This window comes from Pengzhenrongella phosphoraccumulans (genome assembly GCF_045689905.1).
In the GTDB taxonomy this organism is placed as follows: domain Bacteria; phylum Actinomycetota; class Actinomycetes; order Actinomycetales; family Cellulomonadaceae; genus Pengzhenrongella; species Pengzhenrongella phosphoraccumulans.
The window spans coordinates 1,578,551-1,603,134 of record NZ_CP144210.1 but is presented as its reverse complement, the minus strand read 5'-3'; the positions used below and the strand labels follow the sequence as shown (position 1 = coordinate 1,603,134).

Here is a 24,584-nt window from a genome sequence, read left to right as displayed (position 1 = left end):
CCTTGGCGGGTGACGCCTCGCCTACGCTGACCGGCGTGACGACCGACCCGCTCCTGCCCCTCGCCGACCTGCCCGGGGTCGCCGACGCCGTCGCGCGCGCCCGGGCGGCGTGCGAGGAGCTGCGCTGGCACGAGGCGTTCCGCCGCAAGTGGCGCGAGGTGCGGGCCGAGTCGACCGTGCGGTCGGCCCGGGCCAGCGCGGCGCTCGAGGGGGCCGGCGTCCCGCTCGAGCTGCTCCGCGACGCCGCCCGGGGCGCCACCGAGATCCCCGCGGACGGTCAGGGCCGGTTGGCGTTCGGGGCCTTGCGTGCGACCGCGGAGGTCGAGCGGCTGCTCCCGGCGCTCGGAGCCCGGAGCACCCCCGCGCTCCCGCCGTTCGGGCAGCTGCTCGCGCGGCTGCACACGGCTGCGGCGGCCGGGCTGGCCGACGCGCCGGACCCGGCCGCGACCGGGGTGGCGCACCTGGACGACGTCGGCCGCCCGCGCGGTCACGCGTCGCCGCGCGACCTCACGGGACTGGGGCCGTCGGTGTCGGGTCCGCAGGTGTCCGCCCGGCTCGACCTGCTCGGCGAGCTGGTGCGCACCTCGACGGCGCCGGCACTCGTGGTGGCGGCCGTCGCGCACGGGGAGCTGCTCGCGCTGCGACCGTTCGTGATCGGCAGCGGCGTGGTCGCGCGCGCGACGTTCCGGCTGCTCGTGGCCTCGCGCGGGCTCGATCCGACGGGTTCGGTCGTGGCCGACGTCGCCTGGCTGGGCTCCGTCAACGGGTACCTGGGCGCGGCGGCCGGGTTCGCCACCGGGACCCCGGTGGGGTCGCGACCTGGTTGGTGGCCTGCGCGGACGCGGTGCGGGTCGGCGCCGACGAGGGTCGGGCGATCGCGGACGCCGTGCTCGCCGGGCGGCTCGAGGGCCCGGCGAGCGCTCCTGAGTAGGTGAACGACTCAGGAGGTGAACGACTCAGTAGGTGAAAGCCGCGATGCGTTCGCGCAGCTCGGCGGACATCCGGGCGAGCTCGCCGACGGACCCGCCCATCTGAGCGAGCACCTCGCTCGACGTGGCAGCGCCGGCGGCCAGGCCGGTGATGTTGATCGCGATCTCGCCCGAGCCGGTGGCCGCCTCGGTGACCGATCGGGACATCTCGGTGGTCGTGGCGGTCTGCTCCTCGACCGCGGACGCGATGGTGAGCTGGTAGGTGTTGATCGACGCGATGATCGTCGAGATCTGCCCGATCGCGACGACGGCGCCGGTCGTGTCGACCTGGATCGCGGCTACCCGACGGGTGATCTCCTCGGTCGCGCGGGCCGTCTCGCGGGCCAGGTCCTTGACCTCGCTGGCGACGACGGCGAAGCCCTTGCCCGCCTCACCGGCGCGGGCGGCCTCGATGGTCGCGTTCAGGGCGAGCAGGTTGGTCTGCTCGGCGATCGAGTTGATCGCCTTGACGACGTCCCCGATCTCGCCCGACGCCACCCCGAGCTTGCTGATCAGCACATTCGTCGACGCAGCGACGTCGGTGGCCTGGTTCGCGACCTTGGCGGCCTCGTTCGCGTTCTGGGCGATCTCCCGGATGGAGGCGCCCATCTGCTCGGCGCCGGCCGCGACGGTCTGGACGTTGCGGCTGACCTGCTCGGCCGCGGCGGCGACGACGCCGGCGCGGACGCTGGTCTCCTCCGACCCGGCGGTGACCTGGGAGTTCGAGGCCGAGAGCTCCTCGGCTGACGCCGCGACGGTCTGGGCGGTCTCCATCACGCCGGCGACGACGTCGCGCAACGCGTCCTGCGCCGCGATCAGGCCCCGGGCCATCTGCCCGATCTCGTCCGTCGACCGCACCTCGGGACGGACCGTGAGGTCGCCGAGAGCCATGGCGTCGACGGACCGCTTGACCGAGACCACGCCCTTGCGGATGGAGTTCGCGAGCACGACGCCCGTGATCGTGGCGAGGATGAGGCCCGCCGCGAGGATGGCGATCGTCACGATGATCGCCCGGTCGGCGGTCGCCTCAGCGGCGACCACGCTCGCCAGGATCTTGGCGGGCTGTGCCTTGGCCATCGCGGAGATGTCGCTGCGCAGGGCTCCGAACGCGAGCACGGCGAAGATGCCCAGGCCGAGGGAGAACACCGCGAACACCGCGACCAGCCCGAGGATCTTCGTGCGGACCGAGGCGCGCGCAGAGCGCGTCTCGGCAACGGGCTGGGCGGATGGGGGGGTGATCGGGCTCACGTGGCGCTCCTCAGGTGTGGTGATTCACCTATCGGTCGCGCCGAGCGGAGTTCCACGGGTCACAGGGGGTGAAAGGTGTGACCAATATCACTCATCGGGGGGAAAGCGGGGGTCCGGGAGCCGGACCGAACAACGGCGCCCCGGGGGACGCCGTCGCCGACAACGAAGAAAAGAGAGGTATCAAGCGTGCAACATCAGATGTCGCTACGGGTCGAGCCCGGTCGGCATGTCCTTACGAGGACAATTCGCGCGTGGGTTCTCTCTCCTCGGTGCTGTTGTAGGTCATTCCTACTCCACTGCGTCCGGCTTGGGAAGGGTTCGGAGCGTTGTGCCAGGTCGGGCTTCGGGAGGCGTCCGGATCCTGGACCGACGGTCTAGTAGATGAACGTGGAGATGCGCTCGCGGAGCTCGGCCGACAGGCGCGCGAGCTCGCTCACGGACCCGCCCATCTGCTCGAGGACCGCGCTCGACGTGGCCGCACCGGTGGCGACGCCGGTGATGTTCGCCGCGATCTCCCCCGACCCGGCGGCTGCCTCGGCGACCGAGCGGGACATCTCGTTGGTCGTCGCGGTCTGCTCCTCCACGGCAGAGGCGATGGTCAGCTGGTAGTCGTTGATCGAGGCGATGATCGCGCTGATCTGGTCCATCGCGGTCACCGCGCCGGAGGTGTCGACCTGGATGGCCTCGACTCGCCGAGTGATCTCCTCGGTCGCCCGCGCGGTCTCCCGAGCGAGCTCCTTGACCTCACCTGCCACGACCGCGAAACCCTTGCCGGCTTCCCCGGCCCGGGCCGCCTCGATGGTGGCGTTCAGCGCGAGCAGGTTCGTCTGTTCCGCGATCGAGGTGATGGCCTTCACCACGGTGCCGATCTCCCCCGAGGATGTCCCGAGGCGGGTGATCAGGTCGTTCGTGGACACCGCGACCCCCGTGGCGCGGCTTGCGACCTTGGCCGCTTCGTTGGCGTTCTGCGCGATCTCGCGGATCGAGGCGCCCATCTCCTCGGCGCCCGCGGCGACCGTCTGGACGTTGCGGCTGACCTGCTCCGCAGCAGCGGCGACCACTCCCGCGCGCGCGCTGGTCTCGTCCGAGCCGGCGGTCACCTGCGAGGTCGCCGCCGAGAGCTCCTCTGCTGCCGCGGCGACGGTCTCTGCGGTCTCCCGCACGCCGGTGATGACGTCCCGGAGCGCATCCTGGGCGATGACGAGCCCTCGCGCCATCTGCCCGATCTCGTCGTTCGAGCGGACCTGGGGGCGCACCGTCAGGTCGCCGTGCGCGAGGGCGTCCACGGCCCGCTTGACCTCGACCACGGCCCGTCGGATCGAGTTGGCGAGCGCGAAGCCCACCAGCACGGCCACGAGCAGACCGACGACGAGGATGGCGATCGTGGTGCGGACGGCGGTGTTCGCGACGGTCTGCGCACGGTCGGCGATCGTGACCATGGTGGTGGTGACCTCGTCGCTGACCTGCGTGAGGTCGCCGATCATCTTCGCGCCCAGGTCGGCGGCGCCGCCGGCGCGGATCGCGGCGAAGCCCGGCCGGTCGTTGGCCATGGCGGCCGTCATCAGGTCGCCGTCGACCATGGCGCGGTAGTTGGCCCACGAGGCTGTGAAGTCGTCCCAGTTCGCCGGGGCGGCGCCGTCCGCGGCCTCGAACGCGGCCAGGAAGTCGGCGGACGACGTCTCCATCACGCCGTACGCAGCCTGCAGCTTGTCGAACTGAGCCTGCTTGCCGGCGCCGTCGTAGGCGATGACGAGCGGGATGTACATCCGGACGTTCCAGAGCGCGTCCTTGAGGTTCTGCAGGGAGACGTTGACGGTGGCCTGCGTGTCGGCCATCTTCGCGGCGTCGGACTTGATCGTCTCGAACCCGATGGCGGCGAACGAGCCGAGTCCGATCGAGAACACGGCGAACACCGCGACCAGGCCAAGGATCTTGGCGCGCACCGTCGTGCGCAGACGCGAGGTGCCGATCGGGGCGGCTGGGGTGCTGGTCGGGCTCATGTGGCGCTCCTAGGTGTGGTCAATATCACCTATCGGTCGCGCTGAGGGACGTTCCACGGATTCGATTTCAAGAAAGATATGATTAATCTCACAGTGCGGGATCGGGCGGGCTCAACCCCGGCGCGAGCGCAGGTGTGCCACGGTGCGCCATGCGACCACGGCCACGCCGGCGGCGACGGCGACCGCTCCGACGGTGAGGACCGGCGTCGGTGGGGCCAGCCGGGAGCGCAACGAGACCGGACGGCTGAACGTCAGCACGCCCCAGCCGTTGCTCTCCGCGAACCGGCGCAGGGCGCGGTCGGGATTGACCGCGAACGCATGCCCGACCGCCGACAGCATCGGGGTGTCGGTGATCGAGTCCGAGTAGGCGTAGCTCGTCGCGAGGTCGTACCCGACGCGCTCCGCGAGCTCCGTGATCGCCGCTGCCTTGTTCTCGCCGTAGGCGTAGAAGTCGATCGCGCCGGTGTACCGGCCGTCGGCCACGGTCATGCGCGTGGCGATCACGTGGTCGGCCCCGAGCACCGCGGCAATGGGCTCGACGACCTCGGCACCCGACGCGGACACGATGACGACGTCGCGCCCGGCCGCGTGGTGCCCCTCGATCAGGGCCACCGCCTCCGCGTACACGGTGGGGTCGATCAGCTCGTGCAGGGTCTCGGCGACGATCTGCGACACCTGGGCGACGTCCCAACCGACGGCCAGGGCGGAGAGCTGCGCCCGCAGGCGTTCGGTCTGGTCCGCATCCGCGCGGCCGACGAGATAGACGAACCGGGCGTACGCGGTGCGCAGCACGTCCCCACGCGTGATGAGCCCGCCGTCGAAGAAGGGACGCGAGAAGGCGGTCGCCGACGACGTCGCGATGATCGTCTTGTCCAGGTCGAAGAACGCTGCGCTGCGGTGCGCGTGCGTGCGGTCGGCTGCGGTGGCGTCGGAGGGCGACCCGGTCGGTGCGCTCATGGACCCTCCCTCCGCGATCGTGTGCTCCCGCCAGAGCCTAGCCAGTGCGCCCGGCCGACCCCAGGACCCTGCGGGATGGCCGCGACGCACCCCGGTGCGGGCCGGGGGTGCCGCGGGTCGGTGCCGCGGGTGACCCTGGCTGCTCGAGCGAGGGCGCGAAGGGCGGTGGGCGGTGGAGGCTGGGCAAGCGATCGGGGTCATCGGTGCGCGGGGCGGGCTCGGCGCGTCGTCGCTGGCGGCGTCGCTCGCGTTCCGGCTGGCGGGTCGTCCGCCGGGCCATGGCGCCCGGGGACGGGACGGCGGCTCCCGGCCGGGCGGAGCGGGTCGGGTCGGCCGCGGCGGGTCGGGTGCACCGCGCGCCGTCGCGCTCGTGGATCTGGACACCGGCGCGGGGATCGACGTGCTGCTGGGGGTCGAGGGGGTGCACGGGCTGCGCTGGCCGGACCTGACCGGTGCCCGCGGCGAGGTGCCCGGCGCGGAGCTGACCGCGCTCCTGCCGCGGTGGGCCGGGGTGGCGGTGCTCAGCGCGGACCGGGCGCGGCCGGAGGCGCCGCGCGCCGACGTCGTCGCGGACGTGCTCGACGCGCTGGTGGCCTGCCACGACCACGTCGTGCTCGATCTCGACCGGCGCACTGTTCTCGTCGAGCGCGGCCCGCTCAACCGCTGTGCGGCGGTGCTCGTGCTGGCCGGGCGGGACGTGCGCTCCGTCGCGGGCGTGCTCGCGCTCCGGGACGGTCTGCTCGGTGCGGTCGAGGACGTGCGGCTGGTCGTACGGGGACCCGCCCCGGGCGGGCTCGGCGTGCTCGAGCTCGCGCACGTCGTGGACCTTCCGGTCGCCGCCTCGATGGCGCCGCAGCGGGGGTTCGACGGTGCGCTCGAACGCGGTGGCGGGCCCGTGCCACGGCGGCGCGGCCCGCTCGCTCGCGCCGTCGACCGGCTCGCGGTCGGTCTGGCGTGAGGGCGGCGCGCAGATGACCCTCCTCTCCGACGCCAGCACTCGGCTCGACCGGACCCTGCTGGCCGACGTGCACGCGCGCCTGGCCCGCGCCGGCGGCGCGCCGTCGGCCGAGCAGGTGACCGCGGTGGTCCGGGAGTGTGGTGCGGTGCTGGGCAGCCGCGCGCTGGCCGACCTGGTCGCCGTCGTGCGCGCGGAGCTGCTCGGGGCCGGTCCGCTGCAGAGCCTGCTCGAGGAGCCCGACGTCACCGACGTCCTCGTCAACGGCCCGCGGGACGTCTGGGTCGAACGTGCAGGGCGGCTCGTGGCGGTCGACGTCGACCTCGGTGGGCCGGAGCAGGTCCGCGCGCTCGCGGTCCGGCTCGCGGCCGCCGGGGGTCAGCGGCTCGACGACGCGTGCCCGGTGGTCGACGCGCGCCTGGCCGACGGCACGCGCCTGCACGCCGTGCTTCCGCCGGTGGCCGGCGGATGCACGCTGCTGTCGTTGCGGGTGCTGCGCCGCCACGCGTTCACCGTGGCGGGACTGGTTGCGGCGGGCGGGGTCGCGCCCGCTCTCGAGCCGGTCCTGCGCGGGCTCGTGGCGACGCGCGCCAACGTGCTGATCTCGGGCGCGACGGGGACGGGGAAGACGACCCTGCTCGCGACCCTGCTCTCGCTCGTGCCGCCGACGGAGCGGATCGTCTGCATCGAGGAGGCGGGTGAGCTGGAGCCGGACCATCCGCACGTCGTGCGGCTGCTCGCCCGGCGCGCCAACGTCGAGGGGGTCGGCGCCGTGGGGCTGCCCGACCTGGTGCGGCACGCGTTGCGGATGCGGCCGGACCGGATCGTGCTCGGCGAGTGCCGCGGCGCCGAGGTGCGGGAGGTGCTCACGGCGCTGAACACGGGGCACGAGGGGGGGTGGGCGACCGTGCACGCGAACCGGGCGGCCGACGTCCCCGCACGGCTCGAGGCGTTGGCGGCGCTGGCGGGCATGGGGCGCGAGTCGGTCGCGGCGCAGGCGTCGAGCGCGATCGACGCGGTCCTCCACCTGCGCCGCGACGGGGGCCGACGGCGGCTGGCGGAGGTGGGCGTGGTCGCGCGGGGGCCGGGCGGGGAGCTCGTCGTGCTGCCGGCGCTGACGGTGACGGGCGGGCTCGAGGTCGAGGTCGGGCCGGGGTGGGACCGGTTGGCCGACCGGCTCGGGCTCGCCAGCTCCCGGGGGGTCGGCGGACCATGACCGCCATCGACGTGCTGATCGCCGGCTGCGTCGCGGTGGCGGTCCTGGCTGCGCGGGGTCCGGGTGGTCGGCGTCCGCGACGGCTCGCGCGAGCCGCACCGGCCAGGTGGCGCGGTCGGTGGGCCGCGGCGAGAGCGCGCGTCCATCGGCGCGGGGCGGTCGCGGGCGGAGCACCGGACCTCACAGTCGTCGTCATCGAGGTCGCGTCCCAGCTGCGGGCGGGGGCCGAGCCCGGGCAGGCGTGGGCGCGGGTCCTCGGCCGGTCCGGTGGCCCGGACGGGAGGCCGAACCTCGACCGGCTCGCCGAGGTCGGCTCGGGTGCGCCTGCGCAGGCTGCGGCCGTGGTTGCGGCGTGCGATCTCGCACGCGTGCTCGGCGCGCCGCTGGCGCAGGTGCTCGATCGGGTGGCGGAGGGGTTCGTCGCCGCCGCCGAGGCGGACGGTGACCGCCGGGCCGCGCTCGCGGGACCACGCGCCACGGCGCGGGTGCTCACGGGTCTGCCGGTGCTCGGGGTCGGGCTCGGCGCAGCGGTCGGCGCGGACCCGATCGGGGTGCTGCTCGGGGCGGGCTCGGCACCCTCGCGCTGGTCGCCGGCCTCGGGCTGCTCGGCCTCGGGCGGTGGTGGATCGCACGGCTCGTGCGGGCAGCGGCTCGTGCGGGCAGCGGCGCGGCACGGGATGCCTCGTGAGGGACCGGCGGTGACGACGGCGGGGCTGGCCGTCGCACTCACGGCGTGCCTGCTCGGGGCGGGGGCCCCCTGGGTGGCGACGCGGTCGGCTGCCCGGCTGTCGACAGTGGTCGGACGCCGTCCGGCCGCACCCGTGACCGCGGGATCACGCTCCCCTCGATCCCGGGTGTCGCACCTCGACGTGCTCGTGCTGCTGGATCTGCTCGGCGCGGCGATCGCCTCCGGCGCGAGCCTGCCGCGGGCGTTGGCCGCCGTCGGAGGCTGCGCGGGCGGCGCCGACGGCGAGGCGCTCACCAGGGCGTCGTCGGCCCTGGTGATGGGGGCTGACTGGTGGACGGCGTGGGCCGGGGCGCCGCCTCGACTGGTCCCGGTGATCGACGGTCTGGCTCCGACGTGGGTGACGGGGTCCGCCCCCGGGCCGGCGCTGCGGGCGGCCGCCGACCAGGTGCGTCGCGCGCGACGCAGTGCTGCGCGTGAGGCCGCCGGTCGGCTCGGGGTGCACCTCGTGCTGCCGCTGGGGCTGTGCTTCCTGCCCGCCTTCCTCCTGATCGGGCTCGTGCCCGTGCTGGTGTCGCTCGGCGCCGGGCTGCTCGGGGCCGGGTAGCTCAACTCTGGGCGCCCCGGTCGAGCCACCCCCAGGCGGCCTGCCATGCGGAGGATCCCCCGCCGTCGGCCCGGATCGCGCGCCGCACGGCGGTGCTCGCGCACGGTGGAACGCCTCAACCACCCACGTCGAAGGGACTCCTCATGACAACGCATCTCGCCGCCGTCGCCGCCCGACTGCGGGAGCAGGCCGAGGCCGGCATGGCCACGGCCGAGTACGCGATCGCCACGGTCGCGGCCGCCGGGTTCGCCGGGCTGCTCGTCGTCATCCTGCGCAGCGCCGAGGTGCGCGGCCTGCTGTTCGGGATCATCCGCGGGGCGCTGTCGCTGTGATCCGACGGGAGCGCGGCAGCGTCACGGTCGAGCTCGCGCTCGCGCTGCCGGCCGTGGCGCTCCTGCTCGCCGCGGTGCTCGTGCTGACGTCGGCCGCCGTCGGGCAGCTGCGGTGCGCGGACGCGGCCCGGGCAGGGGCCAGAGCCGCGGCGCTCGGTGAGCCGCTGGACCAGGTTCGCGCTGTTGCGGCCCGCGTCGCCGGTGGGGCGGCGGCGATCGTGATCGACACGCATGCGGGCTGGGTCACGGTGAGCGTGAGCCGCGCGGTGGTCGCCGGACCGTTCGCCGGGGCTCCGCTGCGCGCGCACGCCTCGGCCAGCGCCCGGGTGGAACCGCTCGCTCGGGTGGAACCGCTCGCCCAGGTCGCGCCATGACCGAGCCGTCGAGATGGACCGGGACCTCGAGACGGACCGGGAGCTCGAGATGGACCTGGCCTCCAAGATGCGCCGGACCGGCGAGCCGGTTCGGGCCGCCCGAGCGCGGCTCCGGGACTGTGGTGACACTCGGGCTCGTGGCCGTGGCGTTGCTGCTGCTCGCGCTGCTCTCGCTGCTGGGGCGGGCGCAGGCCGCGCGTGGCGCCGCCCAGACGGCGGCCGACCTCGGCGCGCTCGCGGCGGCGCAGCACCTGGTCGGGGCCGCGAACGGACCGGATGTCGGCACCGCGTACACGATCGGCGGGGCCGGGGCGGCCTGCGACATCGCTCGCGACGTGGTCGTGCGCAACGGTGCCGTCCTGACCGGGTGCGCGATCCTGGACGGCGGGATCGTACGGGTGAGCACCGCTCGAGCCGGCGGCCCGGGTACCGCGCGAGCACACGCCCGCGCGGGTCCGGGTTCGCCGGGCCTGCGACCGGGGCCGGCCGCGCCCCAGGTGTGGTGGCCGGTGGTGGTGCCCGCTCCGAGCCCGGACAACGGGGGTTCCCCGTGAGCCTCAGGGCGTCCCCGGGTCGTGGGCGAGGACGGCGTCCAGGAGCCGGATCGCCGCGGCCTTCTCGAGGGGGTTGTTCGCGTTGCCGCACTTGGGTGACTGCACGCAGGCCGGGCAACCCGTCGAGCAGCGGCAGGTCGCGATCGCCTCGCGGGTCGCCCGCAGCCAGGTTGCACCGAGCTGGAAGCCACGCTCCGCGAAACCCGCCCCCCCGGGGTACCCGTCGTAGACGAAGACGGTCGCCTGCTCGGTGTCGACGTGCAGTGCGGTCGAGACCCCGCCGAGGTCCCAGCGGTCGCACGTCGCGAGCAGGGGCAGCAGCCCGATCGACGCGTGCTCGGCGGCGTGCAGCGCGCCGGGTGCGATCTCCGCGGTGATCCCGGCCTCCTCGAGCACGGAGGCGGGCACCGTCCACCACACGGCGGTCGTCGACAGGGTCCGCGGGGGGAGGTCGAGGAGCTCCGTGCCGAGCACCCGCATCTCGGGAATCTTCTTGCGCTGGAAGCTCATGACCTGCGTCGTGACGTCCACCTGGCCGAAGCCCCAGGACACCGGGCCCCAGGACCGCTCGCGCGCCGTGGCGCGGATGTCGATCGAGGTCAGCCACCGGGCCCACGTCCCGAAGTCGACGTCGCGCTGCCCGACGAGGGCGATGCTGTCCGCCTGGTTCAGCTCGGTCACGACGAAGGTCGCGCCCTGGTGCACGTACACGGCGCCCGGGTGCACGGTCGAGTCCGCGGCCGCTGCATCGACCGTGCCGAGCAGGCGGCCGGTCGAGCCCTCGACCACGCGGACCGGGTCGCCGTCCGCGCCGCGGAGGTTGGTGAGCCGGGCCGCGCTTTCGCGGTGGGTCCAGTACCAGCCGGACGCCCGCCGCCGGAGCGCGCCCCGGTCCACGAGCACGTCGAGCAGGGCCCGGGTGTCGGCCCCGAAGAGGTCGAGCTCCTCCGCGCGCAGGGGCAGCTCGGCAGCGGCGGCGCACAGGTGGGGGGCGAGCACGTAGGGGTTCGCCGGATCGAACACGGTCGCCTCGACGGGCGCCGCGAAGATCGCCTCGGGGTGGTGCACCAGGAACGTGTCGAGCGGGTCCTCGCGCGCGACGAGAGCGACCAGCCCGTCGGCGCCTGCGCGTCCGGCGCGACCCGCCTGCTGCCACAGCGACACCCGGGTGCCCGGCCAGCCGGCGATCAGCACGACGTCGAGCCCCGAGATGTCGACGCCCAGCTCGAGCGCGTTGGTGGTGGCGAGCGCGCGCAGCCGGCCGTCCCGGATCGACGCCTCGAGCGCGCGCCGCTCCTCGGGCAGGTACCCGCCGCGGTAGGCGGCGACCTGGCCGGCGAGCCGGTGGTCGACCGCGGTGAGGTGCCGCTGGGTCACGATGGCCACCGATTCCGCCGCCCGTCGCGACCGCGTGAACGCGAGCGTGCGAGCTCCCGCGATCGTGAGGTCCGCGAGGAGCTCGGCGATCTCGGCGGTCGCCGAGCGGCGGGGACGGTCCGGGTCGTCCTCCACCGGTCCCCAGGGCGTGGGACCTGCACCCCCGGCGGGGCGGCCACCGGCCGGGTCCGGCTCGACGGCGTCCGACGCCCAGGGGTCGACCTCGAGCGGGGAGCTCGACCAGGGTGCGGCCGCCCCTGGCAGCTCGGGCGGCTGCCAGAGTGCGAACGTCTTGCGCCCCGCGGGCGAGGCGTCGTCGGTCACGGCGACGACGTCGTCCGCGTCGACCCCGAGCAGCCGCGCGGCACTCGCGGCGGGGTCCGACGTCGTCGCGGACGCGAGCACGAAGGTCGGGCCCGGCCCGGTCCCGTAGTGCTCAGCGAGCCGGCGCAGGCGCCGCAGGACCAGGGCGACGTGCGCCCCGAAGACCCCGCGGAACGCGTGGCACTCGTCGACCACGACGTAGCGCAGCGACGCGAGCAGCCGCGCCCAGCGGCGATGCCCCGGCAGGAGCGAGAAGTGCAGGAAGTCGGGATTGGTCAGGACCACGTCCGCGTAGTCCTGGACCCACCGGCGCTCCGAGAAGTCGGTGTCCCCGTCGCAGGTCGCGACCCGCACGTCCCGCGACTTCGCCGCGGTGAGCAGGCGGTCGAGCCCGGCGAGCTGGTCCGCGGCGAGCGCCTTGGTCGGGCACAGGTACAGGACCGAGCCCCGGCGCTGCACCGACTCGATCCGACCGGGGTCGAGGGTGCTCGCACCGATGTCGGCGCGCACCGCCGTGAGCGCGGGGAGCCAGAACGCGAGCGACTTGCCCGAGCCGGTGGAGGTGGCGATCACGGTGTGCCGACCGGACCATGCCGCCTCGGCTGCCTCGACCTGGTGCCGCCACGGCCGATCCACGCCCAGGGCGCGGTACCCGGCCACGAGGGAGGAGTCCGACCAGTCCGGCCAGTCGACCTGGACCCCGGTGCGGGCCGGGAGGTGCTCGACATGGGTGAGCCGGTCCGCCCGGCGCCCCCCTGCGAGCAGGACGTCGAGCAGCGCATCCGTGTCACTCACCGACGACCACCGCCCTAGTCTCCCATCGTGGAAGTGGCCCGATGCTGGTCCACGGCTCGGAGTTTGGTTCACTGTGTCCCTGACAACCAAGGGGTTGAGTCATGGAGCTCTCCGTCACGAGCCACGACCGCGGCGATCTGACGATCGTGGTGGTTGAGGGCGAGGTCGACGTGTACACGGCAGCGGTGCTCCGCGAGAAGCTCATCGACGTCATCGACGCCGATCACGCGGACGTCATCGTGGACCTCACCGGCGTCGGGTTCCTCGACTCCACCGGTCTGGGCGTGCTCGTCGGTGCGCTCAAGAAGATTCGCGGGTTCAGCGGTCGGCTGCAGCTGGTCATCGACCAGGAGAAGGTCATGAAGGTCTTCCGGATCACCGCGCTCACCCAGGTGTTCACCATCCACGAGTCCCTCGAGGACGCGCTCGACAGCTGAGCCGGCCGGCTTTCCGGAGCGGGCCGCGGGTCGGGCCGTCCGCCCGGAATGCCCCCGCGAACGACGCGAATCGCCGTCCTCCACTGGCTAGACTTCGGCTCGACCGCACGGCGACGAGGCCGCGTGGACCAGGGGGCCGATCGATCACAGGCCGCTGCGTCGTCAAGGAGGACGGATGCTTACGCTCGGTTCCACGAGCCTCACCATCGTCAGTGTCGTCGCCGCGATCGCGGTCGCCTGCCTCTTCTTCGCGATGGTGCTGCGCCGGCAGGTCCTCGCCGCGAGCGAGGGCACGCAGAAGATGCAGGACATCGCGGCAGCCATCCAGGAGGGCGCCGCGGCCTACCTCAACCGACAGTTCCGCACCTTGGCGCTGTTCGCCGCCGTCGTCTTCGGGCTGCTCTTCCTGCTGCCGGGCGATACGGGGATCCGGGTCGGTCGGTCGCTGTTCTTCCTTCTCGGTGCCGGCTTCTCGGCCGCGATCGGCTACCTCGGGATGTGGCTCGCGACCCGCGCGAACGTGCGCGTCGCTGCTGTCGCGTCGCTGCCCGGGGGACGCGCGGCCGGGGCGCAGATCGCGTTCCGGACCGGCGGCGTCGTCGGCATGTGCGTGGTCGGGTTCGGGCTCGCGGGCGCCGCCTCCGTGGTGCTCATCTACCGCGGGGACGCGCCGGCCGTCCTCGAGGGCTTCGGGTTCGGCGCGGCCCTGCTCGCCATGTTCATGCGGGTGGGCGGTGGCATCTTCACCAAGGCCGCCGACGTCGGGGCCGACCTGGTCGGCAAGGTCGAGCAGGGCATCCCGGAGGACGATCCGCGCAACGCGGCCACGATCGCCGACAACGTGGGCGACAACGTCGGCGACTGCGCGGGCATGGCCGCGGACCTGTTCGAGTCCTATGCCGTCACGCTCGTCGCCGCCCTGATCCTCGGCAAGGCCGCGTTCGGCGAGCAGGGCCTGGTCTTCCCCCTGATCGTGCCGGCGATCGGCGCGCTCACCGCGGTGCTCGGCGTCATCATCACCCGGGTGCGCGGCGAGGAGAGTGGGCTGGCGGCCATCAACCGGGGGTTCTACATCTCCGCGTTCGTCGCGGCCGTGCTGTCCGGGGTCGCGGCGTTCGTCTACCTGCCGGCCTCGATGGCCGACCTGCCGGGCATCGGCGCCTCCCTGGCCGACAACTCGGCCGACCCGCGCCTGATCGCGACCGGCGCCGTCATCATCGGCATCGTGCTCGCGGGCATCATCCTCAAGCTCACGGGCTACTTCACCGGCACGACGTCGAAGCCCACGCTGCACGTCGCCCGCACCTCGCTCACCGGCGCGGCGACCGTCGTCCTGTCGGGGATGGGCGTCGGCTTCGAGTCGACCGCGTACACCGCCGGCATCATCGCCGCCGCGATCTGCGCGGCCTTCCTGCTCTCGGGCGGCTCGGTCCTGCTCGCCCTGTTCCTCATCGCGCTCGCCGGGTGCGGCCTGCTGACCACGGTCGGCGTGATCGTCGCGATGGACACGTTCGGCCCCGTGAGCGACAACGCCCAGGGCATCGCGGAGATGTCGGGCGACGTCACGCCGGAGGGCGCGAAGGTCCTCACCGACCTCGACGCCGTCGGCAACACGACGAAGGCCGTCACGAAGGGCATCGCGATCTCGACCGCCGTGCTCGCGGCCACGGCGCTGTTCGGCTCGTACGCGGACACGGTCACGACCTCGCTCGCGGACCTCGGCACGAAGGCGGAGGTCGGCGGCATCCCCGCCGCCATGCTCGCGTACGACATCATCTCGCCCATCACCCTGGTCGGCGTGATCCTCGGTGGTGCGACGGTCTTCCTGTTCTCGGGGCTGCTGATCGACGCCGTGACCCGCGCCGCGGGCGCGATCGTGTTCGAGGTGCGCCGCCAGTTCCGCGACAACCCCGGGATCATGACGGGCGAGGTGCGGCCGGAGTACGGCAAGGTCGTCGACATCTGCACGAAGGACTCGCTGCGCGAGCTCGCCACCCCCGGCCTGCTCGCAGCCTCGGCCCCCATCGCCGTCGGCTTCGGTCTCGGCGTCGGCCCCCTCGCCGGCTTCCTGGCCGGCGCCATCGCGACCGGCGTGCTCATGGCCGTGTTCCTCGCGAACTCGGGCGGCTCGTGGGACAACGCGAAGAAGATCGTCGAGGACGGCCACTACGGCGGCAAGAACTCCCCCGCCCACGAGGCCGTGGTGATCGGCGACACCGTCGGCGACCCGTTCAAGGACACCGCCGGCCCCGCGATCAACCCGCTGATCAAGGTCATGAACCTGGTCTCGCTGCTCATCGCCCCCGCGATCGTCGCGGTCACGGTGGGGGAGGGTGCGAGCACCCCGGTCCGGCTCGCCATCGCGACGGCGGCGGCGGCGGTCGCGTTCGGTGCGGTGATCGCCTCGCGGCTGCGCGCGGCCCGGCTGGGCGCGGAGGTCGAGTCGCACGCCGTCTCGGCCAAGGAGTCGGAGCCGGTCTGATCCCCCGGCTGCGGGTGATGACCTACAACATCAAGTCGCTCCAGCTCGATCCGGACGCGCTCGTCCAGGTCGTGCGCGCGGCGGCGCCGGACGTGCTCGCGCTGCAGGAGCCGCCGCGCTGGCTCGGGCCCCACCGGTTGCGGGAGCTCGCCGCGCAGACGGGGCTACGGGTGGCGGTCGGGGGCACGGCGCCCGCACGACGGCGCTCCTGGTCGCCCCCGGCCTGACCGTCACCGACGCGCGCGCCCACCGACTGCCGTGGCGGCTGCGGACGCTGCGGGGGTACTCCGTCGCGCGGGTCGACGGCGTCCTGGTCGTGGTGCTGCACCTCGCGCTCGCCGCCGCCGAACGCCTCGAGCACCTGGACCGGATCCTGAGCACCATCGCGCACGAGACCGGTCCGCGCATCGTCGTCGGCGACCTGAACGAGCAGCCCGGCGGACCCACCTGGGAACGGCTGACCGCCACCGGCCTGCGCGACGCCGTCGATCCCCCGCTCCCGACGTTCACCGCTGTGCGGCCGCGCCGCCGCCTCGACGCGGTGCTCGTGAGCGCCGAGCTGCGCGTGCTGGGCAGCGACGTGCCCGACGACCCGGTCGCCCGCCGGGCGAGCGACCACCTCCCGATCGTCGCCGACCTGTCCGTTTCCTGACGCCGGGTCCGACCGACGCGGGCGCACGGGAGAATGGCGCGGTGAGCCTCACGAGCGTGCCGCGTACCGATCCCGCCCTCCTCGACGCCCTGCGCGCCGACCTCACTCAGGCCGGGTACACCGTGCCCGCCGTCGAGGAGCTGCTCGGACCGCTCGCCTCGGCGGCGCTGCACCGCGAGGAGCCGCTCCCCGCGCTGCGGGCGACCGCCTCCTCGAGCCACCCGATCGCCGCGCTCGTCCGCCTGTTCGTCCTCGGCGCCGAGATCCCCCGCAACGCGGTCGAGGCGGCCTTCCCGAGCCTCGGGGCCGACGGCGTCGCCCGGCTCGGCCTGGTCGAGGTCGCGGGTGCGCAGGACGGTGACGCGGTGCGCGCCGTCGTCGACCTGCGTCCCTACGAGGCCGCCGATGCCGCGGGCACCGTCGACTGGTGGCTCGCCTCCGACCTCGGCGAGCTGGCCACGGGCCGCGCGCTGCACACCGACCACGTGCTCGGCGTCGGCGGGGCGTCGACCACCCTCGCCCAGGTCACGGTCCGCGACCCGCGCGACCGGGTGCTCGACCTCGGCACGGGCTGCGGGATCCAGGCCCTGCACGCCTCGCGGCACGCCCGCGCGGTCGTCGGCACCGACATCTCGCACCGCGCGCTCGCATTCGCGCGGTTCAACGCCGCCTTGGCGGGCCTGAGCCCCGAGCGCCTCGAGCTGCGCGCCGGGTCGATGCTCGAGCCGGTCGCGGGCGAGCTCTTCGACCTCGTGGTCTCCAACCCGCCGTTCGTGATCACCCCGCGCTCGGCCGGCGTCCCGGAGTACGAGTACCGGGACGGCGGCCGGGCGGGCGACGCGATCGTGCGCGAGCTGGTGACCGGCGTCGGCCGCGTGCTCGCCCCGGGCGGGGTCGCCCAGCTGCTGGGCAACTGGGAGGTGCGTGCCGGCGAGCAGTGGCACGAGCGGGTCGGCCAGTGGCTCGATGCCGCGGGCCTGGACGGCTGGGTGATCCAGCGCGAGCTGCAGGACCCGGCCGAGTACGCCGAGACCTGGATCCGCGACGGCGGGTCGACCCCCGACCGGGACCGCGCGGCCTGGGACGCGCAGTACGCGGCCTGGCTCGACGACTTCGCCTCGCGGGACGTGGCCGCCGTCGGGTTCGGGATCGTGACGCTCCGACGCCCGGTCGCGGGAGCGCCCACCCTCCGCCGCCTCGAGGAGCAGACCGGCACCCTGCACCAGCCGCTCGGCGCGCACCTGGCCCTGAGCCTGGCCGCGCACGACTGGCTCGAGGCCACGGACGACGCCGGGCTGGCGGCCGCGCACCTCACGGTCGCGGGCGACGTGACCGAGGAGCGCTACTTCACCCCGGGCAGCGCGGACCCGAGCGTCCTGCTGCTGCGGCAGGGCGGCGGGCTCGGGCGCGCGGTCCAGGCGGGCACGGCGCTCGCCGGCCTGGTGGGCGCGTGCGACGGCGAGCTCACCGTCGGGCAGATCGTGGGTGGTCTCGCGGTGCTGCTCGAGGTCGCGGCCGACGACGTCGCGGCGGACGTGCTGCCGTCGGTGCGCGGTCTGATCCGCGACGGATTGCTCCTGATCACGCCCTGACCGCCGTCGAATCGCCCCGCGTTCGAGGGGGCGTTTGGATCGCCGATGGTCAGGACTTGGTGATTCGCCGGGATTGGTACCGCTTCGTCCTCGGTCGATTCACAGGCTCTTCATGGGGTGGTGCTGGGGCCGGTACAGGCCCGCTTCCTACTGTCGTTGACGTCCACGTAGACGCACGTCGTCAGGGAGATCATGCTCACGCTGTTGAGGCGAACCCGCCCCCGGACCCGGTTGGCCGCCGGGATCCTCACCGTCCTGGTCGTCGCGGCCGCGGTCTACTGGTTCGGCATCCGGGATGCCTCGGCGACGACGGCGACGCCGGCCGCCACGAGCCGGTCCGTCGCCGCGAGCCTGACGACCATGGAGAAGTCCGTCGCCGCGAGTGGGACGGTGACTCCCACGGTCCAGGAGGATGTCAGCTTCGCGTCGAGCGGGACCGTCACCGCCGTCGCGGTCGCGGCGGGGCAGACGGTCACCGTCGGTCAGACGCTCGCCACCATCGACACGCTCCAGCTCAACGCCGACCTGCTCTCCGCGAAGGCGACCCTCGCCTCGGCGGCCGCGAAGCTGTCCGACGCCGAGGATGCCGACGACGGCACCGACTCCGCGGCGGCCCAGATCGCCGCAAGCTCCGCGCAGGTCGACGTCGCGCAGGCGCAGGTGGACGACGCCACCACGGCGATGGCGGGTTCGACCCTCACCGCCCCGGTCGCCGGGCTGCTCACCTCAGTCAACCTCACGGTCGGCGAGGCCGTCACCGGGACCGACTCGTCGTCGGGCAGCGGCTCGACCGGAGGTGCGCCGGGTGCGACGGGCACGACGGGCGCGGCAGCGACGACCACGACGTCGTCGAGCGCGCAGTTCGTGATCGTCGGCACCGACAGCTGGCAGCTGGACGTCACCGTCGGTGACTCCGACGTGGCGCTCATCGCCGTCGCCGACCAGGTCGAGATCACGCTGGACGGCGCCGACGCGCCGATCTTCGGCACGGTCTCCGAGATCGGCCTCATCTCGACGTCCACCGGCGGGGTGGCCGGGTTCCCGGTCGTCGTCGCGGTCACGGGCACCCCCGAGGGGTTGCACGACGGCGTCGCCGCCGACGCGGTGATCGTCTACCAGCGCCGGGTCGACGTGCTCACGGTTCCGAGCGCCGCGGTCCGCACCGTCGACGGCGTGTCGACCGTGACGCAGGCCGGTAAGGGCGACAACGCCGCAGACGTGACCACGGTCGTGACCGTGGGGGACACGGTCGACCAGATGACCGAGATCCTCACCGGCCTGTCCGAGGGGGACGAGGTGCTGGTCGCGATCGTGCAGACGTCCACGCAGGACAAGTCGACTCAGAACCAGCTGCCGAGCGGCTTCCCGACAGATTTCCCGAGCGGCTTCCCCGAAGGCGGCTTCCCCGGCGGCTTCGTACCGGGTGGGCAGAGCAATGGCTGAGGTCCGCACGCTCACCGACGAACCCACCGACGCTTCCACCGCCCGATCGGCACGGCACATGGCCGACCCCGTCATCGACCTGCGGGGCGCGGGAAAGACCTATCGCACCGGCACGCTCGAGTACGAGGCGCTGCGCGGGATCGACCTGGAGATCCACGAGGGGGAGTACGTCGCGATCATGGGCCCGTCCGGCTCGGGCAAGTCGACGCTGATGAACATCATCGGGTGCCTCGACACCCTCACGGTCGGCGAGTACCACCTCAGCGGCGATGACGTCAGCGAGCTGGACGAGGTCGAGCTCGCCCAGATCCGCAACCGGCGGATCGGGTTCGTGTTCCAGCAGTTCAACCTGCTCGCCTCCATGTCCGCCTGGCGCAACGTCGAGCTGCCGCTGATGTACGGCCGGGTGCCGATGCACGAGCGCAAGCGCCGTGCGATCGAGGCGCTCGAGCGGGTGGGGCTGGGGGACAGGCTGGCGAACCGTCCGGGCGAGCTGTCCGGCGGCCAGCAGCAGCGGGTCGCCGTGGCCCGAGCGCTCGTCGGGGAGCCGTCCCTGATCCTGGCCGACGAGCCCACCGGCAACCTCGACTCCACCTCGACGAAGGACGTGCTCTCTTTGTTCGACGAGCTGCACGCGCAGGGCCGCACCCTCGTGCTCATCACGCACGAGCTCGAGGTCGCTCAGCGCGCCCGGCGCATCGTCTGGGTCCGCGACGGCCAGATCCACACCGACGAGGTGAATGACCGATGACCTGGACCGAGACCCTGCGCACCGGCCTGTCGGCGGTTCGCGCCCACGGCCTGCGCTCGACCCTGACCGTCCTGGGGATTCTCATCGGCATCGCCGCGGTGATCCTCACGGTCGGGCTCGGGCTCGGCACCCAGAAGGACGTGTCCGCGCAGATCAGCGCGCTGGGCAGCAACCTCCTGATCGTCACGCCGGGGAGCAGCACGGACACCGCGGGGTTGCGCGGCGGGTTCGGGTCGAGCGCCACGCTCACCCGCGCCGACGCCGCTGCGCTCACCTCCGAGGTCACCGCTCCCGACATCGCCGCGGTCGCCGCCGAGAAGTCGAGCTCGCTCTCCGTCGCGACGAGCTCGACCAACTGGACCACCTCGGTGGTCGGCACGAGCGAGCAGTGGCCCGCCGTGCGCGGTCGCGAGCTCGCCTCGGGCTCGTTCTTCACGGCTGCGGACAACACCGCGGGGGCAGCCGTCGTCGTGCTCGGGTCGCAGGCGGCCACGGAGCTGTTCGGCACGACCGACGCCGTCGGCCAGGTGGTCACGATCGAGGACATCACGTTCACCGTGGTCGGCGTGCTCACCTCGGAAGGTTCCGACTCGGCGAGCGACCTCGACGACCTGGCCGTCATCCCGCTGTCGACGATGGCCGACCAGGTCGTGGGGGGGACGAGGCGCAACTCCGTCTCGACGATCTACCTCCAGGCCGCCTCGACCGACCAGCTCTCGGCGGCCAACCAGGAGGCCCAGACGCTGCTGCTCAACCTGCACTCGATCAGCAGCGTGGACGGGGCCGACTTCTCGATCAACAGCCAGGACTCGCTCGTCAGCACGGCCACCGCCGTCTACCGGACGCTGACCGTGCTGCTCACCGGGATCGCCGCCCTGTCGCTGCTGGTCGGGGGGATCGGCGTCATGAACATCATGCTGGTCTCGGTCACCGAGCGGACCCGCGAGATCGGGCTGCGCAAGGCGCTCGGCGCTCCCCCGTGGGCGATCCGGCGCCAGTTCCTCGTCGAGGCGACCGTGCTCGGGCTGGCCGGCGGCCTGCTCGGGGCCGGGCTCGGGATCGTGGCCGCGAGGGTCCTGCCCGACCTGCTGGACACGTCGATCGTCGTCTCCGGCGTCGCCGTCGTCGGCTCCATCGCCATCGCGATGGCGATCGGCCTGGTGTTCGGGGTCTACCCCGCGACCCGCGCGGCGCGGCTCGCCCCGATCGATGCGCTGCGCAGCGAATGAGGCCCGTGAGTGAACGCCGCGGCGTGAGCGATGCCGGCCGCCCGTCTTCCATCCTTCCCGCACGACGTCAGGAGAACCCCATGTCCCGCACACGCCTCGCCCGGTTGCCCCAGCTCACGGTCCCCGTCGCGGCGGTCGCCGCGCTGCTCCTGCTCGCCGGGTGCTCCGGCGACGCGACCGGCTCGACGTCCCCGACCGGCGCGGCGGCCCAGCCCGGGGCGGCGTCGGGTGAGCGGGGCGGGGGCATGCCCGACGGCGGCGGCGGCGTGACCGGCACGATCGCTGCGGTCACAGGCGCGGTGCTGCAGGTCCAGAGCACCGATTCCCAGACCGCCGTGACCTACACCGACGCGACCGTGATCACGCAGACGGTGGCGGCGACGCTCGACCAGGTCACGGTCGGCTCGTGCATCCTGGCGATCTCGCCGGCGGCCACGGACGGCACTGCGACGGCCGACAGCACAGCGACGGCCGACAGCACAGCGACCGACTCGAGCGCGGTTGCCACGACGGCGACGAGCGTGAGCATCACCGCCGCCGTCGACGGGGCCTGCGCGACGGGCTTCTTCGGGGGTGGGATGCCGGGCGGCATCGCGCCGACGGACCTCCCCACGGACTTCCCCACCGACATGCCAACCGACATGCCGACCGACCTGCCGACCGACGGCACGATGCCCGCCGGCGGCCAGCTGCCGGGCGGGTTCGGGCCGCGCGTCGGCGGTCTCGTCACCGCGGTCAGCGGGACCACGATCACGGTCCAGGTGACCGGGCCGGACGACGCGACCTCGACCGAGACGGTGGAGGTTGCAGCTGTCGGCGCGACGACCGCGACCACCTACACCTCGACCGTGGCCGCCGACGCGACGGCGATCGTCGTCGGGCAGTGCGCCTTGGCGCGGGGTGCGAGCGACGACAGCGGTCAGATGACGGCGACCTCGATCGTCCTGTCGGTGGCGGGTGCCGACGGCTGCACGCAGGCCGCAGGCCCCGGTGGCCCGATGGGTGGCGGGATGGGCCGCGGCCCGGCCGGGAACGCGGCCAGCAATGACTGACCGGACTGTCGACCGCGGGATCGCCCGGAAGGTGGCCGCTCGTCGCCGGACCCGGCGGCGTCGGTTGTTCGCCGGCGGCGCTGGGCTGCTGGTGCTGTGCCTGGCCGGCGGCGGGGTCGCGCTCGCGGCCGGCCGCGAGTCGGGTCCGGCCTATCGGACCGCGACGGCGGCAGTCGGCTCGGTCGAGCAGACCCTGGCCGCGGTCGGCACGATCTCGTCCGCGACCCGGTTCGACACCGCCTTCTCCGTCGCGGGCACCGTCGCGACGGTGCCCGTCACCGTCGGCACCACCGTGACCGCCGGTGCGGTGCTCGCCACGCTTGAGACCGCCTCGCTCGAGGCGGCCGTCGAGGATGCGGCGTCGACGCTGGCGGACGCCGAGCAGCAGCTCTCGGACGATCTCGCCTCGCAGACCGCCTCGGCCACGAGCACCGCAGCCACCTCGGCGGCCGGTACGGCGACGGCCACCCCGGCGGCAGCCACCCCGGCGGCGGCTGCGTCGTCGGCCACGCCGACGACGGGTGCGGGCACGACGGGGCCGGCCACCGGCGGGTCCGCGACCGGGCCCACCGACGCCGTTGCCGTGGCGGTCGCGGCGGTCAAGCGGGCGCAGCAGGAGCTGCTCGCCCAGTACGAGCTCGCGGCGGCCGCGCTCGAGGTGAGCGCCACGTCCGTCGTGACCTCGAAAACCAGCTGCGAGGCCTTCCTGGCAGCAACGGATACGCCAACGGATACGCCGACGGATACGCCGACGGATACGCCAACGGATACGCCAACGGATTCCCCGACGGACACCCCGACGGACAGCCCGACGGACACCCCGACCGCTGAGCCCTCGACGACAGCCGAGGCGCTCGCGGCCTGCCAGGAGGCGATCGGGCAGGTGCTCACCGACCAGAAGAGCGTGGACACCGCGCAGGCGTCCGTGCTCACCCTGGCGACGGCCCTGGATCGCGCGGTCACCGGTGTACAGACTGCGGTGGCCGCCGCGGCCGCCGCGCCGTCCGCCACCCCATCCACGCCGACGGCGACCCCGACGACCGGCACGCCATCGGGTGCCACGCCCGCCGCGACGACCACTTCCGCAGTGCAGGCAGCAGCGTCCCCCACGAACGCCGGGGGACAGGCGACGATCGTCGCCTCCGCTGCCACGATCCTCGCGGACAGGGCGGCGATCGCCGCGGCCGAGGGTGAGGTCGCGATCGCCAAGGATGCGGCTACGCGCGTCGACCTGACGAGCCCGATCGCGGGCACCGTGGCAGCGGTCTCGCTGGCGGTCGGTGACGCGGTGACGGCGTCGCCTACCACGGCGGTGATTACGGTCATCGGCCAGGACGGCTTCGTCGCGACGACCACAGTGCCGCTCTCGGCGATCGACACCGTCGAGGTGGGCCAGAGCGCGACGCTCACCGTGCCGAGCACGACCGTGGGCCTGACGGGCAAGGTCAGCAGCATCGGCGTCCTCGACACGTCGAGCTCGTCCGACCCGTCGTACACGGTGGTCGTCGCGGTGGACGCGACGGACGAGCCGCTCTTCAACGGGTCGTCGGCGCAAGTGGTGGTGACCGTCGCCAGCAAGGCGGGGGTCCTGACCGTGCCGAGTTCGGCCGTGCACGTCGACGGTTCGTCGACCACCGTCCAGGTGCTCGACGGCGACGGGGTGGCGGCCGACGTGACGGTCAAGATCGGCGCGGTCGGCACCGAGCTGACCGAGATCCTGTCCGGTCTGACGGAGGGCGACCAGGTCGTCCTCGCCGACCTGTCCGAGGTGCTGGTCAGGGACACGAGCACGGACTCCAGCCTGACCTCGTTGGGAGGGTCCACCGAGCAGTCCGGCCCGGCCGGGATGCCCGACTTCGGCGGCCAGATGCCGGCCGGCGGTCCAGGGGGGATCAGGCCCGGCGGCTGATCGTCGTCGGTCTCACAGCGGGGTGATAGTCCCGCCCCAGGCTCGCTGCAGCCTGGGGCGGGACTCTCGTCTCAGGTGGCCGTGAGGTCGCCATCTACGTCGCTGACGCAGCGATACCGGCCCGATGAGAGGACTCGCCATGACGGACACCAGTGGACCGCAGCACGACGAGCCGCGCGACCCGCAGCAGGCAGTGCCGATGTGGGTGGAGCCGGCGCAGCCGGGCGCGATCTACCCGCCCGGCTTCGAACCGGGCGCACCGGAGGCGAGCCCGGCCGAAGGGATCGCAGGCTCCCCGGTCTGGGGGCACGCGGATCTGGCCGCGGGCGGCGCGACGGAGCCGAGACGTGCCTCCCGTCGCCGACCGGTCGTCGCCGGTGTCGTGGGCGGTGCTCTCGTCGCCCTCCTGGGCTTCGGCGGCGGCTACGCCGTCGGTCACCTCAACGGGGACGACAGCGGCCAGTTCTCCACCCAGGGCGTCTCCCGGCTCTTGCCCCCCGACGAGGGCCACGGCGACGGAGATGGCGACGTCGGTCCGGGTCAGCGGCTGGCCCCCGGCGGTGGCCTCCCCGGCGCCGGAACCCAGGAATCCGGCACCGACACCTGACCGACGGCACGGAACGGTCGGAGGAGTGCCAGATCTCG

At 73.7% G+C, this 24,584-nt stretch carries 21 protein-coding genes; 17 read left to right on the top strand and 4 right to left on the bottom strand.

What is annotated here, in order from left to right; translation table 11 throughout:
- Positions 1–35: 35 nt before the first annotated feature.
- On the top strand, positions 36–935 hold the full coding sequence (locus VTA80_RS07430) for a cell filamentation protein Fic (RefSeq protein ID WP_407344758.1): 900 nt from the start codon (positions 36–38) through the stop codon (positions 933–935).
- 21 nt (positions 936–956) lie between these two features.
- Here the strand turns inward: VTA80_RS07430 and VTA80_RS07425 are convergent, their stop codons facing one another.
- The 3 genes from VTA80_RS07425 to VTA80_RS07415 form a co-directional block, all read right to left on the bottom strand.
- Positions 957–2,216, bottom strand: a complete 1,260-nt coding sequence (locus VTA80_RS07425; RefSeq protein WP_407344757.1) for a methyl-accepting chemotaxis protein — start codon at positions 2,214–2,216, stop codon at positions 957–959.
- A gap of 374 nt (positions 2,217–2,590) precedes the next feature.
- A complete protein-coding gene (locus tag VTA80_RS07420) occupies positions 2,591–4,216 on the bottom strand; it encodes a methyl-accepting chemotaxis protein (RefSeq protein ID WP_407344756.1) in 1,626 nt (541 codons plus the stop codon).
- A 111-nt stretch (positions 4,217–4,327) separates the two neighbouring features.
- Positions 4,328–5,173 (bottom strand): HAD family hydrolase, encoded by an 846-nt coding sequence (locus VTA80_RS07415; protein WP_407344755.1) that lies wholly within the window; start codon positions 5,171–5,173, stop codon positions 4,328–4,330.
- A 172-nt stretch (positions 5,174–5,345) separates the two neighbouring features.
- On the opposite strand from VTA80_RS07415, the gene VTA80_RS07410 reads away from it, so the two are divergent.
- From VTA80_RS07410 to VTA80_RS07385, 6 genes are all read left to right on the top strand, one after another.
- Positions 5,346–6,131: a pilus assembly protein FlpE gene (locus VTA80_RS07410; RefSeq protein WP_407344754.1), complete on the top strand. Its 786-nt coding sequence runs from the start codon at positions 5,346–5,348 to the stop codon at positions 6,129–6,131.
- A gap of 13 nt (positions 6,132–6,144) precedes the next feature.
- Positions 6,145–7,344 carry a TadA family conjugal transfer-associated ATPase gene (locus VTA80_RS07405; protein WP_407345721.1) on the top strand — a complete coding sequence of 400 codons (1,200 nt, stop codon included), beginning with the start codon at positions 6,145–6,147 and terminating at the stop codon, positions 7,342–7,344.
- Positions 7,341–8,636 (top strand): type II secretion system F family protein, encoded by a 1,296-nt coding sequence (locus tag VTA80_RS07400; RefSeq protein WP_407344753.1) that lies wholly within the window; start codon positions 7,341–7,343, stop codon positions 8,634–8,636. The genes VTA80_RS07405 and VTA80_RS07400 overlap by 4 nt, the downstream gene beginning before the upstream one ends.
- A gap of 143 nt (positions 8,637–8,779) precedes the next feature.
- A complete protein-coding gene (locus VTA80_RS07395) occupies positions 8,780–8,968 on the top strand; it encodes a DUF4244 domain-containing protein (protein WP_407344752.1) in 189 nt (62 codons plus the stop codon).
- Positions 8,965–9,342 carry a TadE family type IV pilus minor pilin gene (locus VTA80_RS07390; RefSeq protein WP_407344751.1) on the top strand — a complete coding sequence of 126 codons (378 nt, stop codon included), beginning with the start codon at positions 8,965–8,967 and terminating at the stop codon, positions 9,340–9,342. Before VTA80_RS07395 ends, VTA80_RS07390 begins: the two co-directional genes overlap by 4 nt.
- A 137-nt stretch (positions 9,343–9,479) precedes the next feature.
- A complete protein-coding gene (locus tag VTA80_RS07385; protein WP_407344750.1) occupies positions 9,480–9,896 on the top strand; it encodes a histidine kinase in 417 nt (138 codons plus the stop codon).
- 3 nt (positions 9,897–9,899) lie between these two features.
- Here VTA80_RS07385 and VTA80_RS07380 read toward each other — a convergent pair whose 3' ends face one another.
- Positions 9,900–12,392: a DEAD/DEAH box helicase gene (locus VTA80_RS07380; protein ID WP_407344749.1), complete on the bottom strand. Its 2,493-nt coding sequence runs from the start codon at positions 12,390–12,392 to the stop codon at positions 9,900–9,902.
- 101 nt (positions 12,393–12,493) lie between these two features.
- Here VTA80_RS07380 and VTA80_RS07375 point away from each other — a divergent pair, with 101 nt between their 5' ends.
- From VTA80_RS07375 to VTA80_RS07330, 10 genes are all read left to right on the top strand, one after another.
- Complete coding sequence (locus VTA80_RS07375) at positions 12,494–12,829, top strand: STAS domain-containing protein (RefSeq protein ID WP_407344748.1); 336 nt, start codon at positions 12,494–12,496, stop codon at positions 12,827–12,829.
- Between the two features lie 175 nt (positions 12,830–13,004).
- Entirely contained in the window at positions 13,005–15,311 is a 2,307-nt protein-coding gene (locus VTA80_RS07370) for a sodium-translocating pyrophosphatase (protein WP_407344747.1), read from the top strand.
- 118 nt (positions 15,312–15,429) lie between these two features.
- On the top strand, positions 15,430–15,963 hold the full coding sequence (locus VTA80_RS07365; RefSeq protein WP_407345719.1) for an endonuclease/exonuclease/phosphatase family protein: 534 nt from the start codon (positions 15,430–15,432) through the stop codon (positions 15,961–15,963).
- A 41-nt stretch (positions 15,964–16,004) separates the two neighbouring features.
- A complete protein-coding gene (locus VTA80_RS07360) occupies positions 16,005–17,555 on the top strand; it encodes a methyltransferase (RefSeq protein WP_407344746.1) in 1,551 nt (516 codons plus the stop codon).
- 204 nt (positions 17,556–17,759) lie between these two features.
- Positions 17,760–18,998, top strand: coding sequence for an efflux RND transporter periplasmic adaptor subunit (locus VTA80_RS07355; protein WP_407344745.1), 1,239 nt, complete (start codon positions 17,760–17,762; stop codon positions 18,996–18,998).
- A complete protein-coding gene (locus tag VTA80_RS07350) occupies positions 18,991–19,749 on the top strand; it encodes an ABC transporter ATP-binding protein (RefSeq protein WP_407344744.1) in 759 nt (252 codons plus the stop codon). Before VTA80_RS07355 ends, VTA80_RS07350 begins: the two co-directional genes overlap by 8 nt.
- Positions 19,746–20,978, top strand: coding sequence for an ABC transporter permease (locus VTA80_RS07345; protein WP_407344743.1), 1,233 nt, complete (start codon positions 19,746–19,748; stop codon positions 20,976–20,978). The genes VTA80_RS07350 and VTA80_RS07345 overlap by 4 nt, the downstream gene beginning before the upstream one ends.
- An 80-nt stretch (positions 20,979–21,058) precedes the next feature.
- Positions 21,059–22,030: a hypothetical protein gene (locus VTA80_RS07340; RefSeq protein WP_407344742.1), complete on the top strand. Its 972-nt coding sequence runs from the start codon at positions 21,059–21,061 to the stop codon at positions 22,028–22,030.
- On the top strand, positions 22,023–23,939 hold the full coding sequence (locus VTA80_RS07335) for an efflux RND transporter periplasmic adaptor subunit (RefSeq protein ID WP_407344741.1): 1,917 nt from the start codon (positions 22,023–22,025) through the stop codon (positions 23,937–23,939). The genes VTA80_RS07340 and VTA80_RS07335 overlap by 8 nt, the downstream gene beginning before the upstream one ends.
- A 139-nt stretch (positions 23,940–24,078) precedes the next feature.
- Positions 24,079–24,546: a hypothetical protein gene (locus VTA80_RS07330; protein ID WP_407344740.1), complete on the top strand. Its 468-nt coding sequence runs from the start codon at positions 24,079–24,081 to the stop codon at positions 24,544–24,546.
- The last annotated feature ends 38 nt before the right edge of the window (positions 24,547–24,584 follow it).